We start from the raw sequence: 25,456 nt of genomic DNA on the forward strand, positions 1-25,456 counted from the left end.
GTTCTGGGATAAGCCTAACAGTTTATCCCAGACCTACTGCTCCCAAACTCACTGTGTCAGAATCTTGTATTCTGCGCAGTGAGTTAAGATTACATCCTTTATATACCTTTGCCAGTTTTTGGCAACCTAAATTACCATAACGGTTCATTGTTATTGGATTGCCCTGAGCCGGGTCCCCAAAGAGGCTCTTGCCGTCGCGGCGCGGGAGCTGGAGCGGGGCGCGGTGCAGGTCTAGGTGCTGCCCTTGGCACTGGGGCCGGAGCTGGACGAGGTGCTACATAAGTCGACCGTTGAGGAGGCACATAAGCTGGTGTAGATCGAGCCGGTACTGATGCAGCTTGGGCAGCTTGAGCGGCCTCCAATTTTCGCTGAGCCTCTGCAGCCGCCGCAATTTTCTTCTGTCGCTGTCCATTTAAAGCTTTTAGTTGCTTATCAAAGTCTTTTTGTTTGGCTTCAACCTGTGATGCAACTAGAGTGTCTTTCGGAACATCTTTGAGTAGCTTGATAGCTTTCGCCCATTCCGCTTTGTGTTGATCGAGGGTCGCAACAGAGTCATCGCTTTTAGCCTTCTTTTGCACCGCTTGGGCAATGGTTGTTGCCTTCTTGAAGGTTTCGTCCGCTTTGTTCTCTGTCTGAATCCGAGTTGAGATGGCTGTGCTCTCAGCTTGGTACTCGGCTATGGCCTTTTTAGCATCATCGTAAACCTTGACATTTTTAGGAATTTTTTTGAGCTCTGCAATGGCATCATCCATCTCTTTCAGGGCCGATTGGAGATCATCAATGGTTTTAGCCTGTTGCTCGCGAGTTTCTGCAGACTTGGCATCCTCAACGGCTTCGTCGAAGGTCGCTTTAAATTGAATGTCTTGAGAACAGTTATTTAGGACAGTGCAAACAGATTGAAGGTGGGGGGAGGTAAAGGCCAACGCCGTCCCACCCATTAACAGGGCTACCAACCCTCCAGTCAACACTTTAGTTCGACTCAATCCATTCGTTTTTTGGGGAGATCTGGGAGAGACTGCAACGGTTTCTGGAGGCATGGCCCCAGGAAGATTTGCCGCAGATGTCTGTGGAGTCGTGGGGATGGGATCAGCCTGTTGAGCGGTGTCTCCTATTTGTGGCAACCCGTTAGAGGTATCTAAATTAGGAACATTGGTAGATTGTTGAGCCGTTGTTTCTAATTGCTGAACCGTATTGTCTGTTTGGGCCGTTGTTTCTAATTGCTGAACGGTATTGTCTACAGCAGGCAAGGGCTGTACGGGATTGCCCGCTCCCTGACGGAGATTGACTACTGTTTCAGGCAAATTATCCACGGGAGGGGGTGGCGAGACTTCTGCCTCTCGCGCTGCTATTAAACTTTGAACGGCCAATAAAGCATCATTTGCAGACCGATACCGCTGACGGTAATCGTAAAGCACCATCTTTTCTAATAAGGTGGCGAAGGCAGGCGATACGGAAACGCGATCGCGCCAAGCAATTTCCCCTGTATTCTCATCTTCGGGCAACTCACCAAAAGAAGGACGCAACCCCGTCAAAGCCTGCAAGGCAATGATTCCCACCGCATAGACATCACTACACAGGCGGGGTTGTCCCCGGAATTGTTCACTCGGCATATATCCCGATGTACCGATGAGGACGGTACGAGGCATTTGGGTTGCCGATTCTGCAATTTGGGTGGTGACCTGTTTTACCGCCCCAAAATCAATCAATACCAGTTTGCGATCGCTCTGACGCCGAATTAAATTAGAGGGCTTAATATCCCGATGAATAACCTGCTTATCGTGCACAAAGGACAACACTTCTAGGATGTCATGCAGCAGTTCAATCACCGTTTCTTCATCTAACTGCTGGCCTGGAACTAACTCATCCGCCAGACTTTCCCCTTCTACATATTCTTCCGCTAGGTAGAACTCTTCTCCATCTTCAAAGTGAGCCAGCAACCGAGGAATTTGAGGATGGTCTCCGAGCTGGTGCAGTACCTTCGCTTCCGAATCAAACAATCGTCGCACAGTATGCAGCAAAGCCGGCTCATGGGAACCGGTTTTAAGCTTCTTGACCACACACTGAGGAGAGTCAGGTAAATGGGTATCTTCAGCTAAGAACGTTTCGCCAAAGCCACCTTCTGCTAATGGTTTAACAACGGAATAGCGTCCTGCCAGTTTGCGTCCTAACATAGGATGGATCTCAGCGTCTAACAACGATGTGAAACAATGAAGGGTGTTTCTTTACAGAACACGAACTGTGTCACTCTCGGTAATCACTCTAGCACCAACCACAGGCCAACCGCCCGTAGGTCTTTTCGTGGCTTTACATGGATGGGGATCTAACGCTGAAGATTTAGCGTCACTCGCACCCTATCTCAATTTGCCAACCTACCAATTTTGTTTTCCCAACGCCCCATTACCCCACCCTCATGCCCCTGGTGGATTTATGTGGTATGACCTCAATACTCAAGCTGGCTTGCCCGATAGTCGACAACTCCTCTTGGATTGGCTGCAAGGGCTAGCCGTAGAAACTCAGGTTCCTTTAGACCGGATTATCCTCGTTGGATTCTCCCAAGGGGGAGCAATGACCCTGGACATTGGTGCTCGGTTACCCTTGGCCGGATTAATTTGTCTCAGTGGTTATCTACACCCTTCGATTACCCCTTTATTTAGCCAGAATACTGGGCCTGTTCTCTTAATCCATGGCCAGCAGGATCCCGTTGTTCCTCTGAGTGCCGCCCAGACCTCAGAACAAGCACTGCGCCAAGCAGGGGTTGCTGTTCAGTACCATGAGCTACCCATGGCCCATGAAATCAACCCCGAGGCATTAGGGTTGATTCAAGATTTTGCCGTTTCTCTTGCTCCATAGAGAGGGCCTTAACGAATCATTCAAAGCGAGTTTGGCAGAATTTATCCTAGTTTGAATCGGCTGGGCATAGCCCTGTTAAATTGCCTTAAAACAGAGTAAGGAAAAATTAAATGCAAATTCCTTTAGAAAACCTCTATAAGCGTGTAACAGCGGTCTGATAGACTTGTAAACTAGTACTTAAAGATACAAAACAAATACAGTCGCAGTTACTTTAAGATACAGACGCAAGACACAGTCAGGCATTTAGGAGGAATCTTTGCGTGGATAACGTTATCGGCCTAGAGATCATTGAGGTGGTTGAACAAGCAGCCATTGCCTCAGCTCGATGGATGGGAAAAGGTGAAAAAGATACTGCAGATCATGTTGCAGTAGAAGCCATGCGCGATCGCATGAACAAAATCCATATGCGGGGCCGCATCGTTATTGGAGAAGGGGAAAGAGATGATGCCCCTATGCTTTATATCGGCGAGGAACTGGGCATTTGCACTCAGCCCGATGCTGCTCAAGTTTGCAACCCCGATGAGTTGCTAGAGATCGATATTGCAGTGGACCCCTGCGAAGGAACCAACCTGGTTGCTTACGGCCAGAACGGCTCTATGGCTGTCCTCGCCATTTCTGAGAAAGGCGGATTGTTTGCAGCGCCCGATTTCTACATGAAGAAATTGGCTGCTCCTCCTGCAGCCAAAGGCAAAGTAGATATCAACAAGTCCGCCACCGAGAACCTACAAATTTTGGCTCAATGCCTGGATCGCTCCATCGAAGAATTGGTGGTCGTGGTTATGAAGCGAGAACGCCATAATGACCTCATCAAAGAAATCCGTGAAGCTGGAGCAAGAGTGGCGCTAATCACAGATGGAGACGTTTCCGCAGCTCTCTCCTGTGCCTTTTCTGGAACGAATATTCATGCCCTCATGGGAATTGGTGCAGCACCGGAAGGCGTGATTTCTGCGGCTGCCATGCGCGCACTAGGTGGTCATTTCCAGGGTCAACTCATCTATGATCCCGATATCGTCAAAACTGGACTAATTGGCGAGAGCAAGGAAAGCAACCTAGCTCGACTCAAGGAAATGGGCATTAGCGATCCTGATAAGGTTTATACCGCTGAAGAATTGGCCTGTGGTGAAACTGTTCTGTTTGCTGCTTGTGGAATTACTCCAGGCACCCTAATGAAAGGCGTTCGCTTCTTTGGTGGGGGTGCTAGAACTCAGTCCCTGGTTATTTCTACCCAGTCCAAGACCGCCCGATTTGTCGATACCGTTCACATGTTTGAAACGCCTAAACGTCCTAAGGCACTTCAGTTACATTAGGCGATAGCCTCTTAATTCTGAAGTTTGAATCCCTCAAACGACGCGGCTAGATAAACAGAGAAGGAGGACACATGAATATTGCGGTTGTCGGTTTAAGTCATAAAACAGCGCCAGTGGATGTGCGAGAAAAACTCAGCATTCCCGATGATGTGAAAGAAAAGGCTACCTCTCAATTAAGGAGTTATCCTCATTTAGAAGAAGTGGCAATTTTGAGTACCTGTAACCGCATGGAAGTCTATGTGGTTGCGCAAGAAACCGATGACGGTATTCGTGAGCTGACGCAGTTCTTATCTGAGTGGAGTCAAATCCCTCTGTTAGAGCTTCGTCAGCATTTGTTCATCCTTCTGCATCAAGATGCCGTCATGCATTTGATGCGGGTGTCTGCTGGACTAGATAGCTTGGTGTTGGGAGAAGGTCAAATCCTGGCCCAAGTGAAACAGACTCACAAATTGAGCCAAAAATACAGCGGCGCAGGCCCCATTCTCAATCGCTTATTTAAGCAGGCCATCTCTGCAGGTAAGCGAGTTCGAACCGAGACCAGTATCGGTACCGGAGCAGTATCGATCAGTTCAGCAGCAGTCGAACTTGCCCAGATTAAGACTGAAGATTTATCAGCCCATCGGGTCGCCATTATTGGAGCGGGCAAAATGTCTCGCTTGTTGGTCAAACATCTGCTGAGTAAAGGCGCTAATCAAATTGCCATTTTAAATCGGTCGTTGAAGCGAGCTGAGCAATTGGCCGATCAATTTCAAGGTGCTGATCTAAAACTGCATACTTTAGCCGATATGCAGGCAGTTCTAACCGAATCTGATTTAATTTTTACGAGTACGGCTTCAACCGAGCCTCTGTTGGATCGCGACATTCTAGAGCCCATCGTCTGCGATCGCCAATCTTGCATGATCTTTGATATCTCTGTACCTCGAAACGTTCACAGCAATGTGAATGAATTATCCCAAGTGCACGCCTTTAATGTGGATGACTTGAAGGCAGTGGTGGCTCAGAACCAAGAGAGCCGACGACAAATGGCACTAGAGGCTGAGTCCCTGTTAGAAGAAGAAGTTGCCAGTTTTGATGTCTGGTGGCGTTCCCTAGAGACAGTTCCCACCATCAGTAGTTTAAGAACGAAGGTCGAATCCATTCGAGAGCAGGAATTAGAAAAAGCGCTTTCTCGTCTAGGAACTGAGTTTGCCGAGAAACATCAAGAAGTGATTGAAGCGTTAACCCGAGGCATCGTCAACAAGATTTTGCACGACCCCATGGTTCAACTGCGGGCTCAACAAGATATTGAAGTCCGTCGCAAGGCCATGCAATCTCTCAATATGCTCTTTAATCTCAATTCTTCTCAAGGGGTTGCCAAACAGCGCAATACTTAGGCTTCACGCTGGAACTTGTGCATCAATAACTGTTGACTAACCAATAAGATAAACAGGGGGTTGTTGATTAGATAACGACGCCAAAGTCTTCGGGGCTCAACACAAAATCGGTAAAACCATTCAAGACCAAGCTGCATCATCCATCGGGGAGATTGCTTCACTTCTCCACTGTGAAAGCTAAAGGCAGCTCCTACACCGATCATCACGGCATTTATTTTGCCCTGTTGACGAGCCATCCATTGTTCTTGCTTAGGGCAGCCCAGGGCAACAAAAATCACGGATGCACCGGATGCGTTGATGCGATCGCAATCCTGTTGTTCCTCCTCTAAAGTTAAGGGCCGAAAGGGTGGTGAGTGGGACCCTGCTATTTTCAAGGTGGGGAATTGTTCACTTAATTTCTGAGTGAGCTTTTTGAGTATCTCTTCAGAACCCCCATAGAGGTATATGGAAAGGTCTTTTTCAGCTGCACGCTCACACCAAGCCAACATTAAGTCTGGACCATAGACTCTAGATTGACGGTCACTTCCCAACTGCCGCATCACCCATACTAGCGGCATACCATCAGGGGTTACTAAAGCAGCGTCATTGATAACTTTTTGATACTCTGACTGCCAGAAACCAGTCATAACGACATGGACATTGGCAGCAATCATATAGCTGGAGGTTTGGGATTCGGCCAATACTTGGATGAGATCGCAAGCGTCAGAATAGCTGGTGATGTCAATCCTGCTTTTCAATATCCATTTTGAGTCTCCAATTGTTTTCATTGTGGTTGGAACCATTTTTATCTTTATGTGGAGGCCTGAACGCCGTTACCTAGGGCCAGATCATCTCCTGATTTGTTCATTCTTAGTATGGGATTATGCTAAACCAGGAGGCATTGGTATTGTCAGCCCAGTTGTTACTAGAATAACAAGCCTTTAGTAGGCACTCCGTGGGACTTTGATAAAAAATGACTAGGGATGGGTACATTAGGGTGAGAAACCCATAATTACTAGGTTTTAAAGGCTGTAACAGGCAACCATCCTATCAGTTGGAAGATGATCTGAACAGATTACTCTGGAAAGATCTTAGAGGTATTTACTTCGTAAATATCTGCCCAATATTTCTACTCAGGATTCACAGAAATAGAAACAAAATCATTATTTTTTTAGGTATCTTTTGATGGTCCAGGCTTCTTTACCTGAAATGGGAAATTTTGAGAACTTCAACCACTTCTCCCAACTTCAAGACAGCATTCTCAATCGAAAAGCAGTTGTCTGTGTGATTGGATTAGGCTATGTTGGTCTCCCGTTTGCTGTAGAGAAAGCGAAAGCAGGATTCGATGTCGTTGGTGTTGAACAGAATCCAGCGAGAGCGGGACAGGTGAATCAGTCGGACAGCTACATTGATGATATCAGTTCTGCAGAACTGGGGGCTGCTGTGAGCGCCGGTAAGCTGAGGGCTTCAACTGATTTTGATGAGATCCGGAATGCTGATGTGATCGTTATCTGTGTCCCCACTCCGCTAACAAAAAATCTAACTCCCGATTTAAGTTATATCGAAAGTGTCACCACAGAAATTTCACATCGGTTGAAACCTGGACAATTAATTGCATTGGAGTCTACGACGTATCCAGGCACAACTGATGAGGTGATGCGACCTATTCTGGAAAAAAATAGTGGATTAGTTCAGGGAAAAGATTTCTTTCTAGCTCATTCCCCAGAACGGGTTGATCCTGGTAACCAGCGTTATACCACTCAGAATACAAATAAGGTTGTGGGCGCATCTGATGCACAATCCTTGGAAATAGCATTGTGTTTTTACCAACAAACCATTCAACATGTTGTCCCGGTAAGCAGTGCGAAGGCTGCAGAATTGGTAAAGGTATTTGAGAATACTTTTCGTGCGGTCAATATTGCCTTGGTAAATGAGCTGGCATTGTTGTGCGATCGCATTGACTTAGATGTATGGGAAGTGCTAGATGCCGCTAACACTAAACCTTTTGGGATTATGCCCTTCTACCCTGGCCCAGGGGTAGGTGGTCATTGTATTCCTATTGATCCACATTATTTGGAGTGGAAAGCGAAAGAAGTCAATTTTAATACGCGCTTTATTGCTTTAGCAGGTGAGATTAATCGCCGTATGCCCTCTTTTGTGAGGAGTAAAGCTTTTAGAGTACTGAATCAGTTGGGAATAGCGCCTTCTAAAGCCCAAGTTTTAGTTTTGGGTGCCACCTACAAAAAAGACTTGGCGGATTGGAGAGAGTCCCCTGCGATCGAGGTGATGACAGCCTTAAAAAGAGATCAGGTTAACCTGTCCTATCACGATCTATATATTCCTGAAATTCAAGTGGATGGACAAGTTCTGAACAGTATTGAGTTGACCCCAGAAACATTAGCCCAGATGGATCTGGTGCTCATTGCAACAGACCATAGTTGTGTTGACTACCCCTACGTAGTGCAGCATGCTAAAGCAGTTTTGGATACCCGTGGTATTACTCGCACATTGGACTGCGATCACACTAAAGTAACATTGCTCTGATTCTTAAGGGTGCTTACTGAATGTTCTAAGAGAATTAATCAGCAATGGAAAAACAGGTAAAAATTAGCCTGCATTCAATCTGTTTAAGTCCTCTTCAAATATCACTAAATGATGTAAAGGAAAACAATATCAATGGAATTATCAGGCAAGCGAGTATTAGTTATTGGGGGAGCAGGTTTGATTGGCTCCCATACTGTTGATACTCTTCTTAAAGAGGATGTTGAAGAAGTACGAATTTTTGATAATTTTACTCGAGGCAGCCGTGAAAACCTCTCAGAAGCACTCAAAGATCCACGATGTAATATTTTTCCCCTAGGTGGGGAGTTGATGCATCGCGACCTTTTGGATGCTGCAATGAAAGGCATTGATGGGGTTTTCCATTTTGCGGCTATGTGGTTATTGCATTGTTACAACTTTCCCAGATCTGCCTTTGAAGTCAACATTGGTGGAACCTTTAACGTATTGGAAGCTTGCATCAACAATGGTGTTCAGCGTTTAGTGTTCTCATCTTCTGCTTCGGTTTATGGGGATGCCGTTACGGAACCAATGACCGAAGATCATCCTTATAACAATCAAACCTTTTACGGAGCAACAAAGATTGCAGGGGAGCACATGTGTCATTCCCTCTATCACCGCTATAAAGACACTGATCAACATTTTGACTATGTTGGTTTGCGCTACATGAATGTCTTTGGTCCGCGGCAAGACTATCAAGGGACCTATATTGCAGTCATTATGAAAATTCTCGATCGGTTAGATCAGGGATTGCCACCCATTATCTATGGTGATGGATCTCAAGCGTACGATTTTGTTTACGTTGAAGACTGTGCTCAAGCTAATGTTTGCGCGATGAAGGCTCAGGCCACTGATGCTTTTTACAATGTCGGTACTGGTATTAAAACCTCATTAAAAGAGTTAACGGAGTTGATCCTAGAGATCACAGGTTCTTCACAACAAATTCAGTACGAGCCAAGTGGACAAACGTTTGTGAAAAATCGAGTGGGATGTCCCCTGAAGGCAGAAGAAGAAATCAGCTTCAAAGCTAAAGTCCAACTTCGCGAAGGATTAGAGCGGTTAATTGTTTGGCGGAACCAGCATAAAGAGATTGTGGCCCAAAAACGAGAACATGCAGGAGTATTGGGATGACAGAGCACCGCAATATTCCCATCTCACTACCATCAACGGGTGAAGAAGAATGGTTAGCGTTGAAAGAGCCTCTACTGTCTGGTTGGTTAACTCAAGGCCCTAAAGTTGCCGCTTTTGAAGCAGATTTTGCGAAGCGACATGGAGTCAAACATGCGGTCGCAACTACAAGTTGTACAACATCACTCCACTTAATCTTGACAGCCTTGGATATTGGCCCTGGTGATGAGGTAATTGTGCCAGCGTTTACTTGGGTCTCTACTGCAAATGTGGTTTTGTATTGCGGAGCTACACCTATTTTTGCTGATGTTGACCCTAAGACCTATAACTTAGCCATTGATCAAGTCGCCAATAAAATAACTGAACGGACAAAAGCGATTTTGCCTGTCCATTTATTCGGACGCTGTGCCGATATGGATGCTTTAGCAGAACTCGCTCCTAATATTCCTTTGGTGGAAGATGCGGCTTGTGCAGCTGGGGCAGCTTATAAGGGTAGAGCTGCTGGATCCCTTGGAATAGCAGGAGCCTTCTCATTCCATCCTCGCAAATCAATTACGACGGGTGAAGGGGGCATGGTTACTACTAATGATGATGCCTTGGCAGATCGCATGCGAATCATTCGCAACCATGGTGCCAGTATTTCAGAAGAACAGCGTCATTTGGGTCCTAAACCTTATATTTTGCCTGAATTTAACCTGCTAGGGTTTAACTATCGGATGACGGATCTCCAGGGTGCAGTTGGTTTGGTGCAGTTGCAAAAACTGGATGGTTTGTTAGAGGAACGTCGGCAGTGGGCAGAATATTACAGCCGTGAGTTGGCTTCAATTAAATGGTTAAGGACGCCTCAGGTTACTGAGGAGTATTCCCATGGTTGGCAGGCCTATGTGTGCTTTGTTGATGAGACGGTTGCACCGCGGCCTCGAAATTCAATGATGGAGTTCCTTCAATCTAAAGGGGTTAGTACTCGGCCAGGTACTCATGCGGTGCATTTATTGGGGTATTACAAAGATCGATTTGGTCTTGCTCCAGAGGATTTTCCTGGAGCAAGAGATTGCGATCGCTTCACGCTAGCATTGCCCCTTCATAATCAAATGACTGCGTCCGACTATAGATATGTGGTGGCAGCCCTCAAGGAGCTGGAGTAATCTATGTGCGGTATAGCAGGGCTGATCCATATTAATGGTGATCCCGTCTCTCCGGTGATTTTGCAGCACATGACTGATGCGATTGCCCATCGTGGCCCTGATGGTGAAGGGCATTGGATTGAAGCTAATGTGGGTTTGGGCCATCGCCGTTTAGCTATCTTGGATTTGTCTCCTGCAGGACATCAGCCGATGGTATCGGCAGATCACCGTTTTGTGCTGAGCTATAACGGAGAGATTTATAACTATCAGACACTTCGCGCTGAATTGGAGACGATTGGCTACTGGTTTCGTTCTAAAACAGATAGTGAAGTGGTTCTCTATGCATTGGCAGAATGGGGAGTAAAGGCATTTGATCGGTTAAACGGAATGTTTGCCTTGGCTCTATGGGACCGTAAAACGAAATCGCTTTTACTCGCCCGAGATCGCTACGGTATTAAACCTTTATATTACACACAGCAAGGTAGTCTGTTTACGTTTGGATCTGAGCAAAAAGCTTTGCTAGCGATACCCGGATTTGAACGTCGTCTAGATAAACCAGCACTACTCGAATATTTTACGTTTCAGAATTTTTTTACGGATCGCACCTTGCTTGAAGGGGTCAGATTACTACCTGCAGGTCATTATGCCATTTTGGATCTGGGGCAAAGTTCACCCGGCCTGAATATAAAGCAGTACTGGGATTATAACTTTTATGAACCAGCAGAGCCGATCAATGAGCAAGATTATAGAGAAGAATTAGATCGACTATTTCAACAAGCTGTCAATCGGCAATTGGTAAGCGATGTTGAGTTAGGATGCTACCTCAGTGGTGGGATAGATTCAGGTTCAATTAGTGCGATCGCAGCCCGTTCCTATCCTTATCTAAAAAGTTTTACCTGTGGTTTTGATCTAAGTTCAGCTTCTGGGATTGAGCTTGCCTTTGACGAGCGGGCTCAAGCGGAAGCGATGTCTTACCACTTCAAAACAGAGCATTATGAAATGGTGCTCAAAGCAGGGGATATGGAACGGGTTCTACCAAAGCTAGCATGGCATTTAGAAGAACCTCGGGTAGGACAAAGTTACCCCAACTATTATGCCGCTCAGCTTGCAAGTAAGTTTGTAAAAGTAGTTTTAAGTGGTGCAGGAGGAGATGAGCTTTTTGGAGGTTATCCCTGGCGCTATTACCGAGCAGTAGTCAATGAAGATTTTGAAAACTATATCGATAAGTACTACTTGTTTTGGCATCGCCTAATTCCTAACAGCCAACTTAAGAAAGTGTTTGCGCCCATATGGAATGATGTAAGCCAAGTATGGACACGTGACATTTTTCGTGATGTGTTTCAACATCACCCAGACCGTTTAGAAGGACCAAAGGATTACATTAACCACTCGCTATATTTTGAAGCGAAAACGTTTCTACATGGCCTATTAGTTGTGGAAGACAAGCTAAGCATGGCTCATGGCTTAGAAAGCCGTGTGCCTTTTTTAGATAATGATTTAGTCAATTTTGCTATGGGGTGTCCAGTCAACTTAAAACTGAATAATTTGGCTGAGGTGGTGCGACTTAATGAAAATGATGTTGGCAACAAACCCCAAAAATTTTTTCAGAAAACTCGAGATGGTAAACAGATATTCCGGGATGTGATGCAGAAATATATCTCTGAAGACATTACTAAGGCTGAGAAGCAAGGATTTTCTGCTCCAGATGCAAGTTGGTTCAAAGGTGACAGTATTGAGTTTGTGAAACGGAAATTATTAGACCCAAATGCTGCAATTTATTCACTAGTAGATAGAAAGGCAGTGCAGGATTTGATTGAAGAACACTTAAATGGACAAAAAAATCGCCGTCTACTAATTTGGTCTTTGCTGAATGTAGAAGAATTCATTCAGCAGATAGGTAGTTTGTAATGGATATCCATCTAGAAATTCATAATAGCGATAATGTCAATACCGAAGAATTATTAACGCTTAGTTGCAATTCTTTGATGCACTATACACCTCAATACTTAGAATTTTTATCTAGAGTCCTTATTAATGTAGAGGTCGCTTATTTAGTTGCTCGCTATCATGGGGAGCTAAAGGGATTACTGCCATTAGCTATTTGCAATGATAGCAACATGGGCACAGTCATCAACTCTCTCCCTTTTTTTGGTAGTCATGGAGGGCCAATAGTAGTAGATAGAGATAACAGTAAACAGATCAACCTTGATTTGCTACATGCTTTTAAGGAACTAGCAATAGAACGGCAATCTCGCTCTGCAACATTGATTGAAAACCCTTTTCACCCTTTGGATGATATTTTAATCGCTGCCTCAGGGGGATCTGTAGTTGATGATCGGATAGGGCAATTCACGAGACTTCCACAAGGAAAATCTGATATAGAAGAAGCCTTGTTTTCTTCTATTCATGTGAAAACTCGTAATGCTATTCGAAAAGGACAAAAGTATGGACAGCGAATTCTACGCCGGACAGATTCACCTGCAATTGAATGGCTTCAAAAGGTTCACGAGCAGTCTATTCAGGCACTAGGAGGTATTGCCAAACCCCTTAATATCTTCCAAACTTTGATGGATATTTTTGATGACAAAGCACGAGTATATATCGGTGAGTGTGATAATCAACCAACTAGCGGTTTATTTGTCATCTTATATGGCAACACGGTTGAATATTTCACGCCTGTTATCGAATCAGAGTTTAAAAACAAACAGCTACTCTCTAGTCTGATATTTAGTGTGATGGCTGATCTCACACGCGAAGGCTATAGCGTTTGGAATTGGGGTGGGACATGGCGTTCACAAGAAGGGGTATATAGATTCAAAAAACGTTGGGGAGCGCAGGATTATCCTTATCGATACTTAAATCAAGTTATGGATCCTGATTTTAAGTTTCAATCGAAGAATGCTCTCGTAAAATCTTTTCCATTCTTCTATCTATTTAAATATTGAAATATGACTAATAGATTTCAACATGTCAGAGAGCTATATGACCAGAGTTATAAACTATATGGAGACTCTCCTGCATCTCTACTTACACCAAAAGGTCGAAGTGAACTTCGATTTAGAGCAATAGATCCATATTTAATTAGGAGCAATGTCCGTGTTCTCGACTATGGGTGTGGCTTAGGATATTTGTATGAATACCTAAACCAATCAGGTTTTGAGGTTAATTATACAGGTATAGATATATTGCCTTCATTTATAAATGCCTGCCGCGATAAATATCCTGACTGTGCCAATTTTCATCAAATAGAACCTGAGTCAAATATCACTGGTGAATATGATGTAGTTTTTGCATCTGGGGTGTTTAACTTGGTTAGTAGTAAAGACGAAGAATCATCTAAATCTTATGCCTATAACCGAATTAAACATCTATTTGAGATTACTCGTGAAGTTTTAGTCTGCGATTTTTTAAGTCCATATGTAGATTTTAAGCAAGAGTTAGCACAGCACTTTTCGATTGATGAAATCGCAAATTTATGTTCAAAATCACTTACTCGTCGCTTTATGATTCGCCATGACTTACTGCCTTATGAATTTACATTGATTGCGCATCAAAAATCAAAAATTAAACGCCCTGAAAATTTTTTTGAAGTTGATGCTAACTTAAGCTTCAAAGGTGAAATATAAAATGAATTTTGCCATCGTTGGGGGAGGGATAACTGGCTTAATTGCAGCTAAAATTCTAAATGATAAATACCCTAATAGTAACATTACGCTCATTGAAAAAGCTAATGAGATGGGTGGAATTCTGGCTGGAACCTATTATAAAAAACAAGGAATCTACTTTGATAAGGGAACTCATATATTTCGTGAAACAGGTTATCCTCAGATTGATGACTTTATATTGAGCTCTATTCCGAAAACTGAACTTATCCATTTTGATGTTCATCAAGGTGATATTGCTGGGGCAGTTTTTGATGGAAAGTTACAATCGAATTCCCATTTCCCTGATATTCGTAAACTCACTAATTATGATGATCTTTATATATCTTTAAGCAATCAGGTTAATTCCTGTAACCCTATTTCTCCTATAGAGAGACTAGAACCTTTAATAACTAATGCTTGTTCTCGTTTTGGAGAACTATACACTAAAAAGGTTTTAGCTCCTATACTGTCAAATTTATTTCAGAGACCAGCCGAAGACTTGGCTAGTTTTTCTCTGTTACTACCAGGACTTACACGAATCGTCTGTTCAAATTATCTTGAGTGGTTGCAGAATGCCCATAACATCCAATATCGTGAAATATTTGCTGTACCAGATCAGCGTAAGCTACCAAATCAATTACGCCATGGGAAAAGAAGTTTCTATTCTCATAGCCTTGGCTCAAGAAATTTCGTGAAAGGTATTACTGCTAATCTTGAGTCTAAAGGTGTTCAGTTTTTGCAAAGCACAACCATTACATCATTTAATCTTGATAAATTACTCATAACTTGTCTTACGCCGAAAGGTGAGTCATTAGAGCTCCAAGTGGATGGAATAGTGCTTGCAACAGGTGTATTTGGTGCTGCCCAATTATTAGATATCTCAATGGAGATCTTTAGTTTTGATCAACCAATACTTAGTCGAATTATAAATCTCATTGTTAAGAAATCTCCAGAGAGCGATCTTTGTTATTTTTATGGTCTTGATCCGAAGATGGATTTCTATAGGGTGACGAACTATCGAGCTTTTTCGGGAAATCCAAAAGATCGTCGTTTATCTATTGAGGTACTAGGTAATAATGCTATTGATAATTCAATACTTCCACAACATGTTCTTAAACAGCTTTTTGATATTGGATTTATATCACATGAAGGGTTTGAATTTGGCGATGTTGTTAGACTAAAAACTGGTTTTCCTACTCCTACAATTAGTAATATGCAGTCCTTGGTTAAATTGAGTGATTATGTCCATGAGCAATTACCAAATAAGGTATTATTGGGCGGAATTGGAGCCAAGAAAGGCTTATTTTTTCAAAATGAGATCATCAAAGATATTTCCGATAAAATTTTAGAACGATTTTAAATGTTTAAGAGTTTAATTGTATATGTAAAATCTGTTTTATGAATAATAAAAGAGGGCTATTTATTAAACAAGTAGTGACATATTTTGTCGCCACACTCACTATGCCATTTTTTTATATCATTTCTTCGGTTTTTGCTCTTATATCCAGATCAAAGAATTCAAAAAATTCTACTCAAGCACGTTTAGTTTGGGGGCCAGTTCCAGTAATTAATAATAAATACTGGTCCAATGCAATGAAAGAGGGTGGTTGGAATTCAATCACTTTTATGCATAGTTATTTTTCTGTAATAAATCAGCGTTCAGACTTTGATGAAATACTAGCTGAAAAATATTTATTTTCCCAAAAAGTATAAAAATAATTATTTCTTTTTGGGAAAGTTTATTTAGGTTTGATGTCTTTTTCATATCTTTCAGAGGATGGATATTAGGTCAAACTCCCTTTTGGTGGATAGAAGCACATCTTCTTAAGTTAGCTGGGAAACGGATTGTTGCAATTCCTTATGGTTCAGATGCTTTTGTATACCGAAAAATTAAATCTTTGCCACTGCTTCATGGTTTGATGATGTCATATCCTGAAGCATCTCGCTTGCAAGATGATGTTGAAAAAAGGTTGCATTATTGGTGTAAAAATGCTGATTGTGTTAATCCAGGAATGATGGGACCTGATGGATTTGGACGATGGGATATTTTACGACCTAGTAGTCTAACAATTGATTTGAATACTTGGTTGCCAACTACACGTATTAGTGATGCTGATGGAATAAAAAGTACAGTTTATGTGGCCCATGCTCCAAATCATAGAGGCTTTAAAGGGAGTGAATTCCTAATTGATGCAATTCAAAAACTTAAAGATGAAGGGTTAAAAGTTGAACTAATTTTAATAGAAAAAATTCAAAATGAAGAAGTAAGAAAAATATTTCAAGGTGAAGTTGATATATTAGTTGAACAATTGATTGCAACAGGGCATGGGATCAATGCTATTGAAGGTATGGCTTGCGCATTACCAGTTATATCGAATTTTGAAGACGATGATTATACATTAGTATTTCGCAGATGGTCATTTTTAGATGAATGTCCTATTGTTTCTGCTAGCCCTGAGACAATTATTGACCAATTACGTAAACTTATTACACGGCCAAAGCTTAGGGCTAAATTAGGTGAATCTGGCCGTAGATATGTTGAGAAATATCATAGTTATGATTCAGCAAAAATACTCTTTTCTAATATTCTGAAATATGTTTATGGTGAGATTGATAATTTAAATAGTTTATACCACCCTTTATTAAGTGAATCTTCGGATATAGAAAACTCAGTTTTACATCCACTCATTAAAAATAGAATTGTAAGCTGATGGTATTTCGACAGATAGCTAAAGATTCTGCGATATACGGTGGAGCTGATTTTCTGGGGAAATCTATCTCATTCTTTACTTTTCCTATAATTGCAGCTGCTTTCACACCGACTTCATTTGGCACTCTTGAATTAGTACGTACAACTACGGCATTGTTGGCTCTGGTTATGAACTTTGGTCTCAATAATTCTGTGCAACGTTTCTATTGGGACTCAGATACAACAGAGAATCAACGTCCTATAATTGTTTCCACTGGTTTAGCAACCCAAATACTATTTGGGTTACTTACTTGTTTACTTGGATTCTCATTGATGCCTTGGACCATGAACGAGGTACAGAAAGTAAATCTTTCACTTAGCTGGATAGGTTTTATTTCTGCACTTCTTTTGATGTTCTTCTCACAATGTCTTCAGTATTGCTTAGATGTTATTCGGCTTCAATTCTCTCCTTTTAAATTTTTGTTTTTAACATTTCTAAGTCGCATACTTAGTGTTTTATTGTCTGTCTTAGTTGTAGTTAAGTTTAAAGGAGGGATTAATGGATTTTTGAGTATTCAACTACTAGTAAATATCTTAGCTATACCTCTAGCTTTCTGGATGATTAAGAAAGATTTAACTCTTAAAATTGATTTATCTTGGCTTCGAGAACTCGTAGTTTTTGGCTACCCATTTATTTTTGCTGGATTGGCCTATTGGTTATTTGGATCAATGGACCGATGGATGCTTGCAACAATATCGTCCGTTGAGCAAACAGGTTTATATTCAATAGCCTTTCGTTTTGCATCTATCGTTCTTTTTGTTTCTGCGGCTTTTGGTAAAGCATGGAGTCCAATATCAATCAAACTTCGAAAAGACTATCCTGATGAGTATAGAAATATTTATGCCCAGGTTTTACTACTAATATTATTTTGTATGCTGACTATTGGAGGAGGACTTTCATTACTGTCTGGAGAGTTGATCACTATAATGATGCCTCAAGAATATGCAGCCAGTTCATTGCCTTTGACAATTTTATGCTTTGGTATTATTTTGCAAGCAACTCAGCAAGTAACTGCCATAGGAATCTCCCTTGAGAAAAAAACTTATATTTTTGCTCATTTAACTTGGGCAACAGCAGGAATCAACTTGTTCCTTAACTGGCTCCTCATCCCTAGGTATGGAGCGATTGGTGCTGCTTGGGCAACCAGCATTTCTTATTTAGTTCTTACTAGTAGCTACTTATATTTTACGCAACGTTTGCATCCTTTACCTATACCTTGGCTCCAGCTTTTTGGACTATTAGGACAAGGGTTAATCATTGCCATTATTTCAATTTGTTTTCCTGCCGATTCCATTCAATGGTCGGTTGTTATCTATAAGTTGTTATTTATACTTGTATTTTTGGGAATAGCTTATATAACACTTCCTCTAAAGAGTTTAAATGATGCAAGGTAACACTAGAGTATTGATTACAGGGGCTAACGGATTACTTGGAAGCCATACTATTGATGCAATACGCCACCAATGCCATGTAGAAGCAGTTGTCAGGCAGCTACCTAAACTCATATCAAGAGATGTTTCCTATCACTTAATCGATTTTAGCAAGAACTGGAAAGTAGCTGATCTACCTAAGTCTGTAGACATTATTATTCATCTGGCCCAATCCGAACATTTCAGGGAGTTTCCGGAACAAGCTATGGATGTTTTTCAGGTAAATATTGAATCTACAGCTCGATTGTTGGATTATGCATTTAAGAGTGGTGCTAAAAAGTTTATTTATGCTTCTTCTGGAGGAGTTTATGGAAATGGCCCAATAGCTTTTCATGAAAATTCGTCGATTGTTAGCCATCAAAAGCTAGGTCATTATCTGGGTAGCAAAGTTTGTGGAGAGGTTCTTGTACAGAGTTATGCATCAATATTTGATGTAATTATTCTTCGTCCATTTTTTATGTACGGTGCTAATCAACGCCGTACTATGTTGATTCCACGATTAGTCGATTGTGTTGTTGAAGGGCGGCCAATTATTCTTCAGGGAAAGGATGGGATTCGAATCAATCCCGTACATGTACGAGATGTTGTCGATGTTATAAAGTTTTGCTTAACTAGTAGTGGTAGTCTAACTTTAAATGTCGCGGGACCAAGTATTCTCAGCATTAAAGAAATTTCTGAGATAATTGCAAATATTGTAAATAAGAAACCTCACTACTATATAACTAATGAGATCAAAAATGATCTTATTGGTGACAATGAACTAATGCTATCAATATTAGATAAAGAACTAATTCTCTTGAATGAGGGCATACTAGAATTAATTTATTAAATTTATATTATTCTCAATATTGGTTATTGTATGCGAGTTCTTCATGCACCCACGACAGTGGGAGGTAATCCTCAAGGATTAAGTAAGGCATTAAATAAACTTGGAATCGATAGTAAGTCGTTAGCACTAACACAAAATTATTTTAACTATAAACCTGATTATGTTTTATGGTCAAAAACAGATGGACTTATTTTAAGAGAAATTAAACGATTAATTTTATTGATAAAAGTTCTTTTTTTGTATGATATAATCCACTATAATTTTGGTACTACTATTGCATATCCGACATGGGTAATTAAGGCTCATAAGAATTACATAAAAGCTATAATTAGGTTTTTTTATAGACAATATTGCTGGAATTTACAGTTAATCGAATTGAATATTTATTCATTGCTTAACAAAAAAATATTTATCACATATCAAGGTAATGATGCTAGGCAAGGAGATTTTTGCTTAAAAAATTTTGAATTCAATATTGCATCACAAGTTGATGATGAATTCTATAATCCTGAATCTGATGCATTGAAACGTATTATGATTCAAAGAATGAGCAAGTATTGTAGGGAAGTTTATGCATTAAATCCAGATTTAATGCATGTTTTGCCAAAAAAAACAAAGTTTATTCCTTATTCTCATGTATTTCTTGATGAGTGGACACCACATTATAATCAGCTAGAAAATAGAAAATTACGTATTGGCCATGCACCGAGCAATAGAAAAGTAAAAGGAACAGATATTATTCTAAATTCTCTAGCATGCTTAGAAAAAGAAGGTTATGAATTCGAATTAATTTTAGTAGAAGGAGTGAGTAATTCAGAAGCAAAAAAACTATATGCTTCAGTTGATGTATTAATCGATCAAATTTTTGCAGGTTGGTATGGCGGATTAGCCGTTGAAGCTATGGCTTTAGGAAAACCGGTGCTGGTTTACATCAGAGAGCTTGATTTGAAATTTGTTCCGACTGAGATGGTTAATGACTTTCCATTTATTCAAGTCAATCCAAATAATATTGAGTCTAAGCTTCGAATGATTCTAGAACTTCCTAGAAAAGATCTTTTGGCCCTAGCAAAAAAAAGCCGTGCCTTTGTTGAAAAATGGCATAATCCGCTTGATATTGCGAGTAAAATTAAGGAGGATTATATTACTTAAATATAATTGAATTAGTATTTAGATGTATTTGAACTTTTAGCATTAAAAATAAAGTATATGTAGTTAATTGTCTACGCTACTAATACTAATCAATAATAAGTATAAATAAGATAGTCAAATCTTAAGCATAATTGATAGTTCACAGAATTTTAATAATATTAAAAATTATCTGTTTGAGATTTATTATTTAATTTTGAGTATTTAATTTTATAAATCTTTACTGAAAATTTCTAATAATATCTCTATATCATTAATTTATGAAACTAGCTTTATGAGCTGCTATTTTCTAGTTAAAGATTTATCTATATTTATTCTTTATCCAATTGTTTTTATTTAACTTCAACATGAGAGGACTATATTTATCAAATATTGATCCAAAAAAATCAATAGGATATATGTCAAAGATTTTTGGACAAATAAATGGATTCCATCAACTTGGGTACCATGTAGACTTTATCTGCTTTAACGATGATTTTAAAGTTTCATTGATAACTTATGATATTGAATTACAAAAGAACAAAGTCTCATTGTTAATTGATCAACCTAATAATAATATCCTACAGCGGAGATATAGCCTAATTAAAGCCTCACTAAATTACCTAAAAGAAAACAAAATTGATTTTCTATATCTTAGGTATCCTCGTTCAGAGCCACTATTTCTATATTTCCTTTATCAAGTTAAACAAAATTTACCGAACTGCATTATTTTAAGTGAATTCCCTACTTATCCATATGATGAGGAATATAAAAGGCTAATATCATTTAAGGAGAAAATTGTTCATTTTTTAGATAAAGTAACACGGAACTATCTTAAAAATTTTATTAATAAAATAGTTTCAATAAATTATAATAAGCCTATATATGGTATAGATGTTATCTCTATTGATAATGGAATCGACATTAATAAGTATTCACCAATAATTGATTCGCCGAAAAAATTAGATATTATTCAAATAATTTGTGTAGCTAATGCTAGTTATTGGCACGGTTTAGATCGCGTCTTGCTTGGGTTGAATGAGTATTATTCTTTAGTAGAGGCTTACTCACCTAAGGTATACTTCCATATTGTAAGCCCACCAACTTACTATATAGATGAATTAAGAAAAATTTCTAACACTAAAAACCTAAGTCATTGTGTTTTTTTTCATGGCTCAAAGAAAGGTATGGAATTAGATTCTTTATTTTTAGAATGTCACCTTGCGATTGGTGTTTTAGGTGGACATAGAAAAGGCCTTAAAATAATGTCACCTTTAAAAAATAGAGAATACTGTGCACGTGGAGTTCCATTTGTCTTTAGTCATACTGATCCTGATTTCTCTGAAGATTTTGAGTATTGTTTGAAGATAGATTCTTGCGATAATCCTCTAAATATTCAAATGCTTATCGAATACGCTAATAAGCTAAGTACCGATAAAGAAATCCCTAACAAGATGCGTAATTATGCATATAAAAACCTAGATTGGTCAGTTAAATTAAAACCAGTACAGACCTACCTTGTGAGTGCAAATTAATTAAGTAATCTTTAAAAATTGTAAGATTAAATTTATGTATAGAAATTCATTTGTAAAACGAAATAAGTGTCCAATATGCTCTTCAAAAGAATTTAAAACAATTTACTCTGGAGAGTTCTTAAATGAGGAAGTAAGTATATATTTAAAAAATGCTTATGGAACATCTCTAAATTCCTTTTTACAATCTGTAAATGATGCCAATTACTCTGTACTTCAATGTAGCGGCTGTGATCTTATCTTTCAAGAATATATTCCAAACTCAGAATTTATTACTAAGCTATATTCTCAGTGTAATGAGACTGGATCATTTCCTAGTCCTGTAAAGGATTATGGACTCTCCTATTACTCTATATATTGTCAAGATATTTTTCAAATTCTTGCCTTTATTGATAAACCACCATCTTCATTGAAAGTTCTTGATTTTGGGATGGGATGGGGGCGATGGGCACTTATGACTAAAGCATTAGGTTGTGAGGTCTATGGTGTAGAACTCTCTGATCGGAAGGTTGAATTTGCAAAAAATAATGGTATTAATATCGTTCAATTGGATAGAATGCCAATGCAAAAATTTGATTTTATTAATACCGATCAAGTTTTTGAGCATTTAGCTAACCCTGTTGATGTTTTAGCAGAACTCAAACAGTCATTAAAAGTAGGTGGGATAATCAAAATTTGTGTACCAAATTCTTTCGGTATACGGTACCGACTTCATAAAATGGATTGGACAGCCCCAAAAGGTTCTTTTAAATCTTTAAACCCAGTTGCTCCCCTTGAACATATAAACTGTTTTTATCGTAAATCTATGCTTAACTTAGCTGAAACTGTAGGGCTATCAGAAGTTAAAATTCCAATGATGATGCAATATAAATATATATCTGCATGGGACAGTCCTAAGAGAATATTGAGGAATTTACTAATGCCTATCTATCGGAATATTTTGGGTCTACAAAATTATTATCTATTCAAGAATTCAGTTTCATAGGGATGGAGAATCTACCTAATGAACACTCTTATATTAATTGCTAAAACTTTGAAGCAATCTTTTATATTTAGCAATGCGGAGCAGCTATGGCAGGCTAATCAAAAAAATTTTTGGTTGCCTTTGAATAAATTTCAAAAGCTTTATTTAGGAAGCTATATTATTTTACAAGACTATGTTTCTGGAACCTTTCCACCCACTTTTAGTGATCAAACTAAAGCATACGAGGCTGAAGAAAAGTTTTTCTTCTCATTGCCTGGGGTTGATTCTAAAGAAGCATTAGAAAGTGATCTACGTAAACCATTCTGGTTGGGGAATGAAAGATATATAAGATATTTTCTGGAGCTTTGTGAAGCTTTAAAGACTTGTGATATAAGACCTTCCCAAACTATTTTAGAGCTTGGAGCTGGTTCTGGGTGGATGTCGGAGTTCTTAGCTATGATGAACTTCAAGGCCATTGCTACAACTATTGGTCAGAGTAGCGTTGAGCAAATATTTCAAAGAGTAAAAGGTCTGGAAGTCAAAGGCTTAGGAGATAACCTAAAAGGATTTCAATCTCCCATGGAATCTATTCATCTTGGACTACAACGGGAGGGAGAGCCTCCAGTAGATGCCATTTTTGTATTTGAAGCTCTACACCATGCCTATAATTGGAAAGAAACGTTCAATTCAGTCTACGAGAGTTTAAAACCGGGCGGATGGTTTCTTATTTGCCGAGAACCTAATCTATTACATACTTTTATTTCATACCGAGTTGCTAAATTATCCAATACACATGAAATTGGAATGAGCAGAAGTGAAATGGTAAAAGTATTGAGTGAAGTTGGGTTTCAGAAGATCATGATCTTAAAGAATCGCTGTCACTTTTTTATTATGCCTCACTGGATAGCTGTTCAAAAATAATTTTTTCCTAGATTTAAGTATAGACTTTAAAGTTTTTAGTAGTTACATCAATCTACTAATAAAAAACTACTAAAACTTGTATGATATTTTGATGTAAATTCAGTTCTTTTTGGTAAATATTTATGGCCCAGAATAAATTTATAGTAATAGAGCTAGAATATTCCTAATGAATTTCCACTTCATGTATGCACTTCTAGAGTCAATTTTTATAAATTTAAAAAGGCTAAAAACATTTCTTGCATTTTTGAATTCTCTTTTTCTTAAGTAACGTACAGTACCAGCAAGAATAAATTGATGAAAATAATTTGTCTTGCAAAATTCTATAGTATCTACATCTAACCAATGCTCAGCTTTTATCCAGTCGAATAATGATATAAGATTTTTCAGGACGGACTCATTGAACATATTCATTGTTAAAGCATCAGCATGAACTGTGTAGTTAGCAGTCGTGAAGGGTATGCAGAGCAATCCATGGGCATTGAAGATACGAATCCAAAGATGAATATCAGCTATTCCACCTACCGTTTCGTCAAAATAGCCTACTTGTTGAAAGACATTATGTTTTAATATGATTCCCGGAAATCGTACGAAAGAAGAATTAAGTAGTAGTTGCTGAAGCGCGGATTCTCGATCAAGGTATTGCATCTTTGAGAACTCTTGCTTTTTCCGTACATGCCCATTAGCCGTCACCACGTTCACGCCAAACAGAAAAGCTGATCTTTGAGGATTTGCTTGTATTGTTTCCAGAATTGTAGCGATGGCCCCTGTCTCTAAATAGTCATCATCGTGGAGGATCAGTACATACTCTCCTGTCGCCATTTGGACACAGCGATTCCAATTTTTAGCCATGCCTAGACTGGGAGAATTGGCTTGATATTGCCAAGGTCCTTGCCAATCGGACAGCAACTCATGGGTAATGTGGCCACACTTATCAATGGTGGAATCATCTGAAATGACAATTTCGACTTGAGATTGTTGAGTCTCAGGCGTTGAAAGGATTGAGAATAGTGCTCTTGAGAACCACTGGGGTCGATTGTATGCCGGAATGCAAATACTCAGAATAGGGATTGACATTTGTAGAGCATCTCTACCACATAAAGATGATGCCAGAATAAAAAATTCTAGTTAACAAACTGAGGAATAACCATGTAGACATGGAAGATATTTTAACTCCAGTTCAGGACAAGCCTATTTTTGAGCCTCTTCTACGAAAGAATGCCGATTTCAGCCTACGTAAGAATAAGGATTTTAGTTTATCCCCAACTCAGGTTATTTTGTACTGACAACATATAGTGTTCACACATCGAGGACTAAAGTTACTCAAGATATAATATCATCTGAATAAATTAAAATGTTTGCTACAAGATATCAAGTTTAAGCTTTGGTACTGATTGAGTACTTTGTAGGTTTAGGTCAAACTAGTAGACTACAATTGCATAGCCAGTATGTGTAATCTGGCATCATCGGTGGGAGCAACAATTCATTCTTTGGAATCTTTACGAGATTGAATTATATTTTTTGATTAGGAGATTGACGAATGACGAATGGGGTTGTCTCTCAGCAAGCCGTGGGGGCATTGGAAACATCTGGGTTGCCAGGGAATCTTTCAATTGCGGATGCCATGATCAAGGCTGGCCGGGTCACTTTAGTGAGTTACATCAAGGGCGGTAGTGCTCGATTTGCCATTTGTTTTAGAGGTGATGTCTCCGAAGTGAAGCGGGCTATGGATGCTGGGATTGCTGTGGTGGAGAACACCTATGGGGCGGTATTACATACATGGGTGATTATCCCTCGTCCTCATCCCAATGTAGAGCGAGTTCTACCTATCGGTTACCCACCTGAAGTTGAAGAATATCGTCTGCAAGCCAATGAAGGGAAATAGTGGCAGCTTCTTGCAGTAAATTCAAAATCCAATACAGCTTTCTCTTCAATCTGCTGTCA

At 39.8% G+C, this 25,456-nt stretch carries 22 protein-coding genes; 19 read left to right on the forward strand and 3 right to left on the reverse strand.

The features are described from left to right. Positions 1 to 131 precede the first annotated feature (131 nt). The gene (locus tag AM1_RS26020; RefSeq protein WP_012165915.1) at positions 132 to 2,171 is read right to left on the reverse strand and encodes a protein kinase domain-containing protein; all 2,040 of its coding nucleotides are present in this window, start codon (positions 2,169 to 2,171) and stop codon (positions 132 to 134) included. Between the two features lie 67 nt (positions 2,172 to 2,238). Between AM1_RS26020 and AM1_RS26025 the strand changes: the two genes are divergently transcribed. The 3 genes from AM1_RS26025 (at position 2,239) to AM1_RS26035 (ending at position 5,530) form a co-directional block, all read left to right on the forward strand. Next, the gene (locus AM1_RS26025; protein WP_012165916.1) at positions 2,239 to 2,850 is read left to right on the forward strand and encodes an alpha/beta hydrolase; all 612 of its coding nucleotides are present in this window, start codon (positions 2,239 to 2,241) and stop codon (positions 2,848 to 2,850) included. Between the two features lie 260 nt (positions 2,851 to 3,110). Then, the gene (glpX, locus tag AM1_RS26030; RefSeq protein ID WP_012165917.1) at positions 3,111 to 4,157 is read left to right on the forward strand and encodes a class II fructose-bisphosphatase; all 1,047 of its coding nucleotides are present in this window, start codon (positions 3,111 to 3,113) and stop codon (positions 4,155 to 4,157) included. A 71-nt stretch (positions 4,158 to 4,228) separates the two neighbouring features. After that, complete coding sequence (locus AM1_RS26035; protein WP_012165918.1) at positions 4,229 to 5,530, forward strand: glutamyl-tRNA reductase; 1,302 nt, start codon at positions 4,229 to 4,231, stop codon at positions 5,528 to 5,530. Here AM1_RS26035 and AM1_RS26040 read toward each other — a convergent pair. After that, a complete protein-coding gene (locus tag AM1_RS26040; RefSeq protein ID WP_012165919.1) occupies positions 5,527 to 6,267 on the reverse strand; it encodes a WecB/TagA/CpsF family glycosyltransferase in 741 nt (246 codons plus the stop codon). The genes AM1_RS26035 and AM1_RS26040 overlap by 4 nt on opposite strands. 427 nt (positions 6,268 to 6,694) lie before the next feature. Between AM1_RS26040 and AM1_RS26045 the strand changes: the two genes are divergently transcribed. The 15 genes from AM1_RS26045 to AM1_RS26110 all read left to right on the forward strand — a co-directional run bounded on the left by AM1_RS26045 (position 6,695) and on the right by AM1_RS26110 (position 23,515). Further along, positions 6,695 to 8,053, forward strand: coding sequence for a nucleotide sugar dehydrogenase (locus AM1_RS26045; RefSeq protein ID WP_238549084.1), 1,359 nt, complete (start codon positions 6,695 to 6,697; stop codon positions 8,051 to 8,053). 132 nt (positions 8,054 to 8,185) lie between these two features. Further along, positions 8,186 to 9,199 carry an NAD-dependent epimerase/dehydratase family protein gene (locus AM1_RS26050; protein WP_012165921.1) on the forward strand — a complete coding sequence of 338 codons (1,014 nt, stop codon included), beginning with the start codon at positions 8,186 to 8,188 and terminating at the stop codon, positions 9,197 to 9,199. Further along, positions 9,196 to 10,341, forward strand: coding sequence for a DegT/DnrJ/EryC1/StrS family aminotransferase (locus AM1_RS26055; protein ID WP_012165922.1), 1,146 nt, complete (start codon positions 9,196 to 9,198; stop codon positions 10,339 to 10,341). Before AM1_RS26050 ends, AM1_RS26055 begins: the two co-directional genes overlap by 4 nt. A 3-nt stretch (positions 10,342 to 10,344) precedes the next feature. Further along, positions 10,345 to 12,228, forward strand: coding sequence for an asparagine synthase (glutamine-hydrolyzing) (gene asnB / locus AM1_RS26060; protein ID WP_012165923.1), 1,884 nt, complete (start codon positions 10,345 to 10,347; stop codon positions 12,226 to 12,228). Continuing rightward, the gene (locus tag AM1_RS26065; protein ID WP_012165924.1) at positions 12,228 to 13,265 is read left to right on the forward strand and encodes a GNAT family N-acetyltransferase; all 1,038 of its coding nucleotides are present in this window, start codon (positions 12,228 to 12,230) and stop codon (positions 13,263 to 13,265) included. Before asnB ends, AM1_RS26065 begins: the two co-directional genes overlap by 1 nt. Before the next feature lie 3 nt (positions 13,266 to 13,268). Next, entirely contained in the window at positions 13,269 to 13,946 is a 678-nt protein-coding gene (locus tag AM1_RS37810) for a class I SAM-dependent methyltransferase (RefSeq protein ID WP_012165925.1), read from the forward strand. Position 13,947: 1 nt separating this feature from the next. After that, positions 13,948 to 15,324 (forward strand): NAD(P)-binding protein, encoded by a 1,377-nt coding sequence (locus AM1_RS26075; RefSeq protein WP_012165926.1) that lies wholly within the window; start codon positions 13,948 to 13,950, stop codon positions 15,322 to 15,324. Positions 15,325 to 15,362: 38 nt separating this feature from the next. Next, entirely contained in the window at positions 15,363 to 15,677 is a 315-nt protein-coding gene (locus AM1_RS37815; RefSeq protein ID WP_049783790.1) for a hypothetical protein, read from the forward strand. Positions 15,678 to 15,862: 185 nt separating this feature from the next. Next, positions 15,863 to 16,675 (forward strand): glycosyltransferase, encoded by an 813-nt coding sequence (locus AM1_RS37820; RefSeq protein ID WP_012165928.1) that lies wholly within the window; start codon positions 15,863 to 15,865, stop codon positions 16,673 to 16,675. Beyond that, on the forward strand, positions 16,675 to 18,108 hold the full coding sequence (locus AM1_RS26085) for a flippase (RefSeq protein ID WP_012165929.1): 1,434 nt from the start codon (positions 16,675 to 16,677) through the stop codon (positions 18,106 to 18,108). Before AM1_RS37820 ends, AM1_RS26085 begins: the two co-directional genes overlap by 1 nt. Beyond that, positions 18,095 to 18,973 (forward strand): NAD-dependent epimerase/dehydratase family protein, encoded by an 879-nt coding sequence (locus AM1_RS26090; RefSeq protein WP_202947635.1) that lies wholly within the window; start codon positions 18,095 to 18,097, stop codon positions 18,971 to 18,973. Before AM1_RS26085 ends, AM1_RS26090 begins: the two co-directional genes overlap by 14 nt. Before the next feature lie 57 nt (positions 18,974 to 19,030). After that, the gene (locus AM1_RS26095; RefSeq protein ID WP_148215832.1) at positions 19,031 to 20,122 is read left to right on the forward strand and encodes a glycosyltransferase family protein; all 1,092 of its coding nucleotides are present in this window, start codon (positions 19,031 to 19,033) and stop codon (positions 20,120 to 20,122) included. 344 nt (positions 20,123 to 20,466) lie between these two features. After that, entirely contained in the window at positions 20,467 to 21,633 is a 1,167-nt protein-coding gene (locus tag AM1_RS26100) for a glycosyltransferase family 4 protein (protein WP_012165932.1), read from the forward strand. A gap of 34 nt (positions 21,634 to 21,667) precedes the next feature. Beyond that, complete coding sequence (locus tag AM1_RS37825) at positions 21,668 to 22,615, forward strand: class I SAM-dependent methyltransferase (protein ID WP_012165933.1); 948 nt, start codon at positions 21,668 to 21,670, stop codon at positions 22,613 to 22,615. Between the two features lie 18 nt (positions 22,616 to 22,633). Next, a complete protein-coding gene (locus AM1_RS26110) occupies positions 22,634 to 23,515 on the forward strand; it encodes an SAM-dependent methyltransferase (protein ID WP_012165934.1) in 882 nt (293 codons plus the stop codon). Between the two features lie 138 nt (positions 23,516 to 23,653). Here AM1_RS26110 and AM1_RS26115 read toward each other — a convergent pair whose 3' ends face one another. After that, positions 23,654 to 24,589, reverse strand: coding sequence for a glycosyltransferase (locus AM1_RS26115; RefSeq protein WP_012165935.1), 936 nt, complete (start codon positions 24,587 to 24,589; stop codon positions 23,654 to 23,656). A 463-nt stretch (positions 24,590 to 25,052) separates the two neighbouring features. On the opposite strand from AM1_RS26115, the gene AM1_RS26120 reads away from it, so the two are divergent. After that, a complete protein-coding gene (locus AM1_RS26120) occupies positions 25,053 to 25,397 on the forward strand; it encodes a carbon dioxide-concentrating mechanism protein CcmK (protein WP_012165937.1) in 345 nt (114 codons plus the stop codon). The last annotated feature ends 59 nt before the right edge of the window (positions 25,398 to 25,456 follow it).

The organism is Acaryochloris marina MBIC11017, assembly GCF_000018105.1.
In the GTDB taxonomy this organism is placed as follows: Bacteria; Cyanobacteriota; Cyanobacteriia; order Thermosynechococcales; family Thermosynechococcaceae; genus Acaryochloris; species Acaryochloris marina.

Coding starts and splice junctions, on each gene's coding strand:
- AM1_RS26020 (WP_012165915.1), bottom strand. CDS start 2,171: ATGTTAGGACGCAAACTGGCAGGACGCTATTCCGTTGTTAAACCATTA.
- AM1_RS26035 (WP_012165918.1), top strand. CDS start 4,229: ATGAATATTGCGGTTGTCGGTTTAAGTCATAAAACAGCGCCAGTGGAT.
- AM1_RS26045 (WP_238549084.1), top strand. CDS start 6,695: ATGGTCCAGGCTTCTTTACCTGAAATGGGAAATTTTGAGAACTTCAAC.
- AM1_RS26050 (WP_012165921.1), top strand. CDS start 8,186: ATGGAATTATCAGGCAAGCGAGTATTAGTTATTGGGGGAGCAGGTTTG.
- AM1_RS26055 (WP_012165922.1), top strand. CDS start 9,196: ATGACAGAGCACCGCAATATTCCCATCTCACTACCATCAACGGGTGAA.
- asnB (WP_012165923.1), top strand. CDS start 10,345: ATGTGCGGTATAGCAGGGCTGATCCATATTAATGGTGATCCCGTCTCT.
- AM1_RS26065 (WP_012165924.1), top strand. CDS start 12,228: ATGGATATCCATCTAGAAATTCATAATAGCGATAATGTCAATACCGAA.
- AM1_RS37810 (WP_012165925.1), top strand. CDS start 13,269: ATGACTAATAGATTTCAACATGTCAGAGAGCTATATGACCAGAGTTAT.
- AM1_RS26075 (WP_012165926.1), top strand. CDS start 13,948: ATGAATTTTGCCATCGTTGGGGGAGGGATAACTGGCTTAATTGCAGCT.
- AM1_RS37815 (WP_049783790.1), top strand. CDS start 15,363: ATGAATAATAAAAGAGGGCTATTTATTAAACAAGTAGTGACATATTTT.
- AM1_RS26085 (WP_012165929.1), top strand. CDS start 16,675: ATGGTATTTCGACAGATAGCTAAAGATTCTGCGATATACGGTGGAGCT.
- AM1_RS26090 (WP_202947635.1), top strand. CDS start 18,095: ATGATGCAAGGTAACACTAGAGTATTGATTACAGGGGCTAACGGATTA.
- AM1_RS26100 (WP_012165932.1), top strand. CDS start 20,467: ATGAGAGGACTATATTTATCAAATATTGATCCAAAAAAATCAATAGGA.
- AM1_RS37825 (WP_012165933.1), top strand. CDS start 21,668: ATGTATAGAAATTCATTTGTAAAACGAAATAAGTGTCCAATATGCTCT.
- AM1_RS26110 (WP_012165934.1), top strand. CDS start 22,634: ATGAACACTCTTATATTAATTGCTAAAACTTTGAAGCAATCTTTTATA.
- AM1_RS26115 (WP_012165935.1), bottom strand. CDS start 24,589: ATGTCAATCCCTATTCTGAGTATTTGCATTCCGGCATACAATCGACCC.
- AM1_RS26120 (WP_012165937.1), top strand. CDS start 25,053: ATGACGAATGGGGTTGTCTCTCAGCAAGCCGTGGGGGCATTGGAAACA.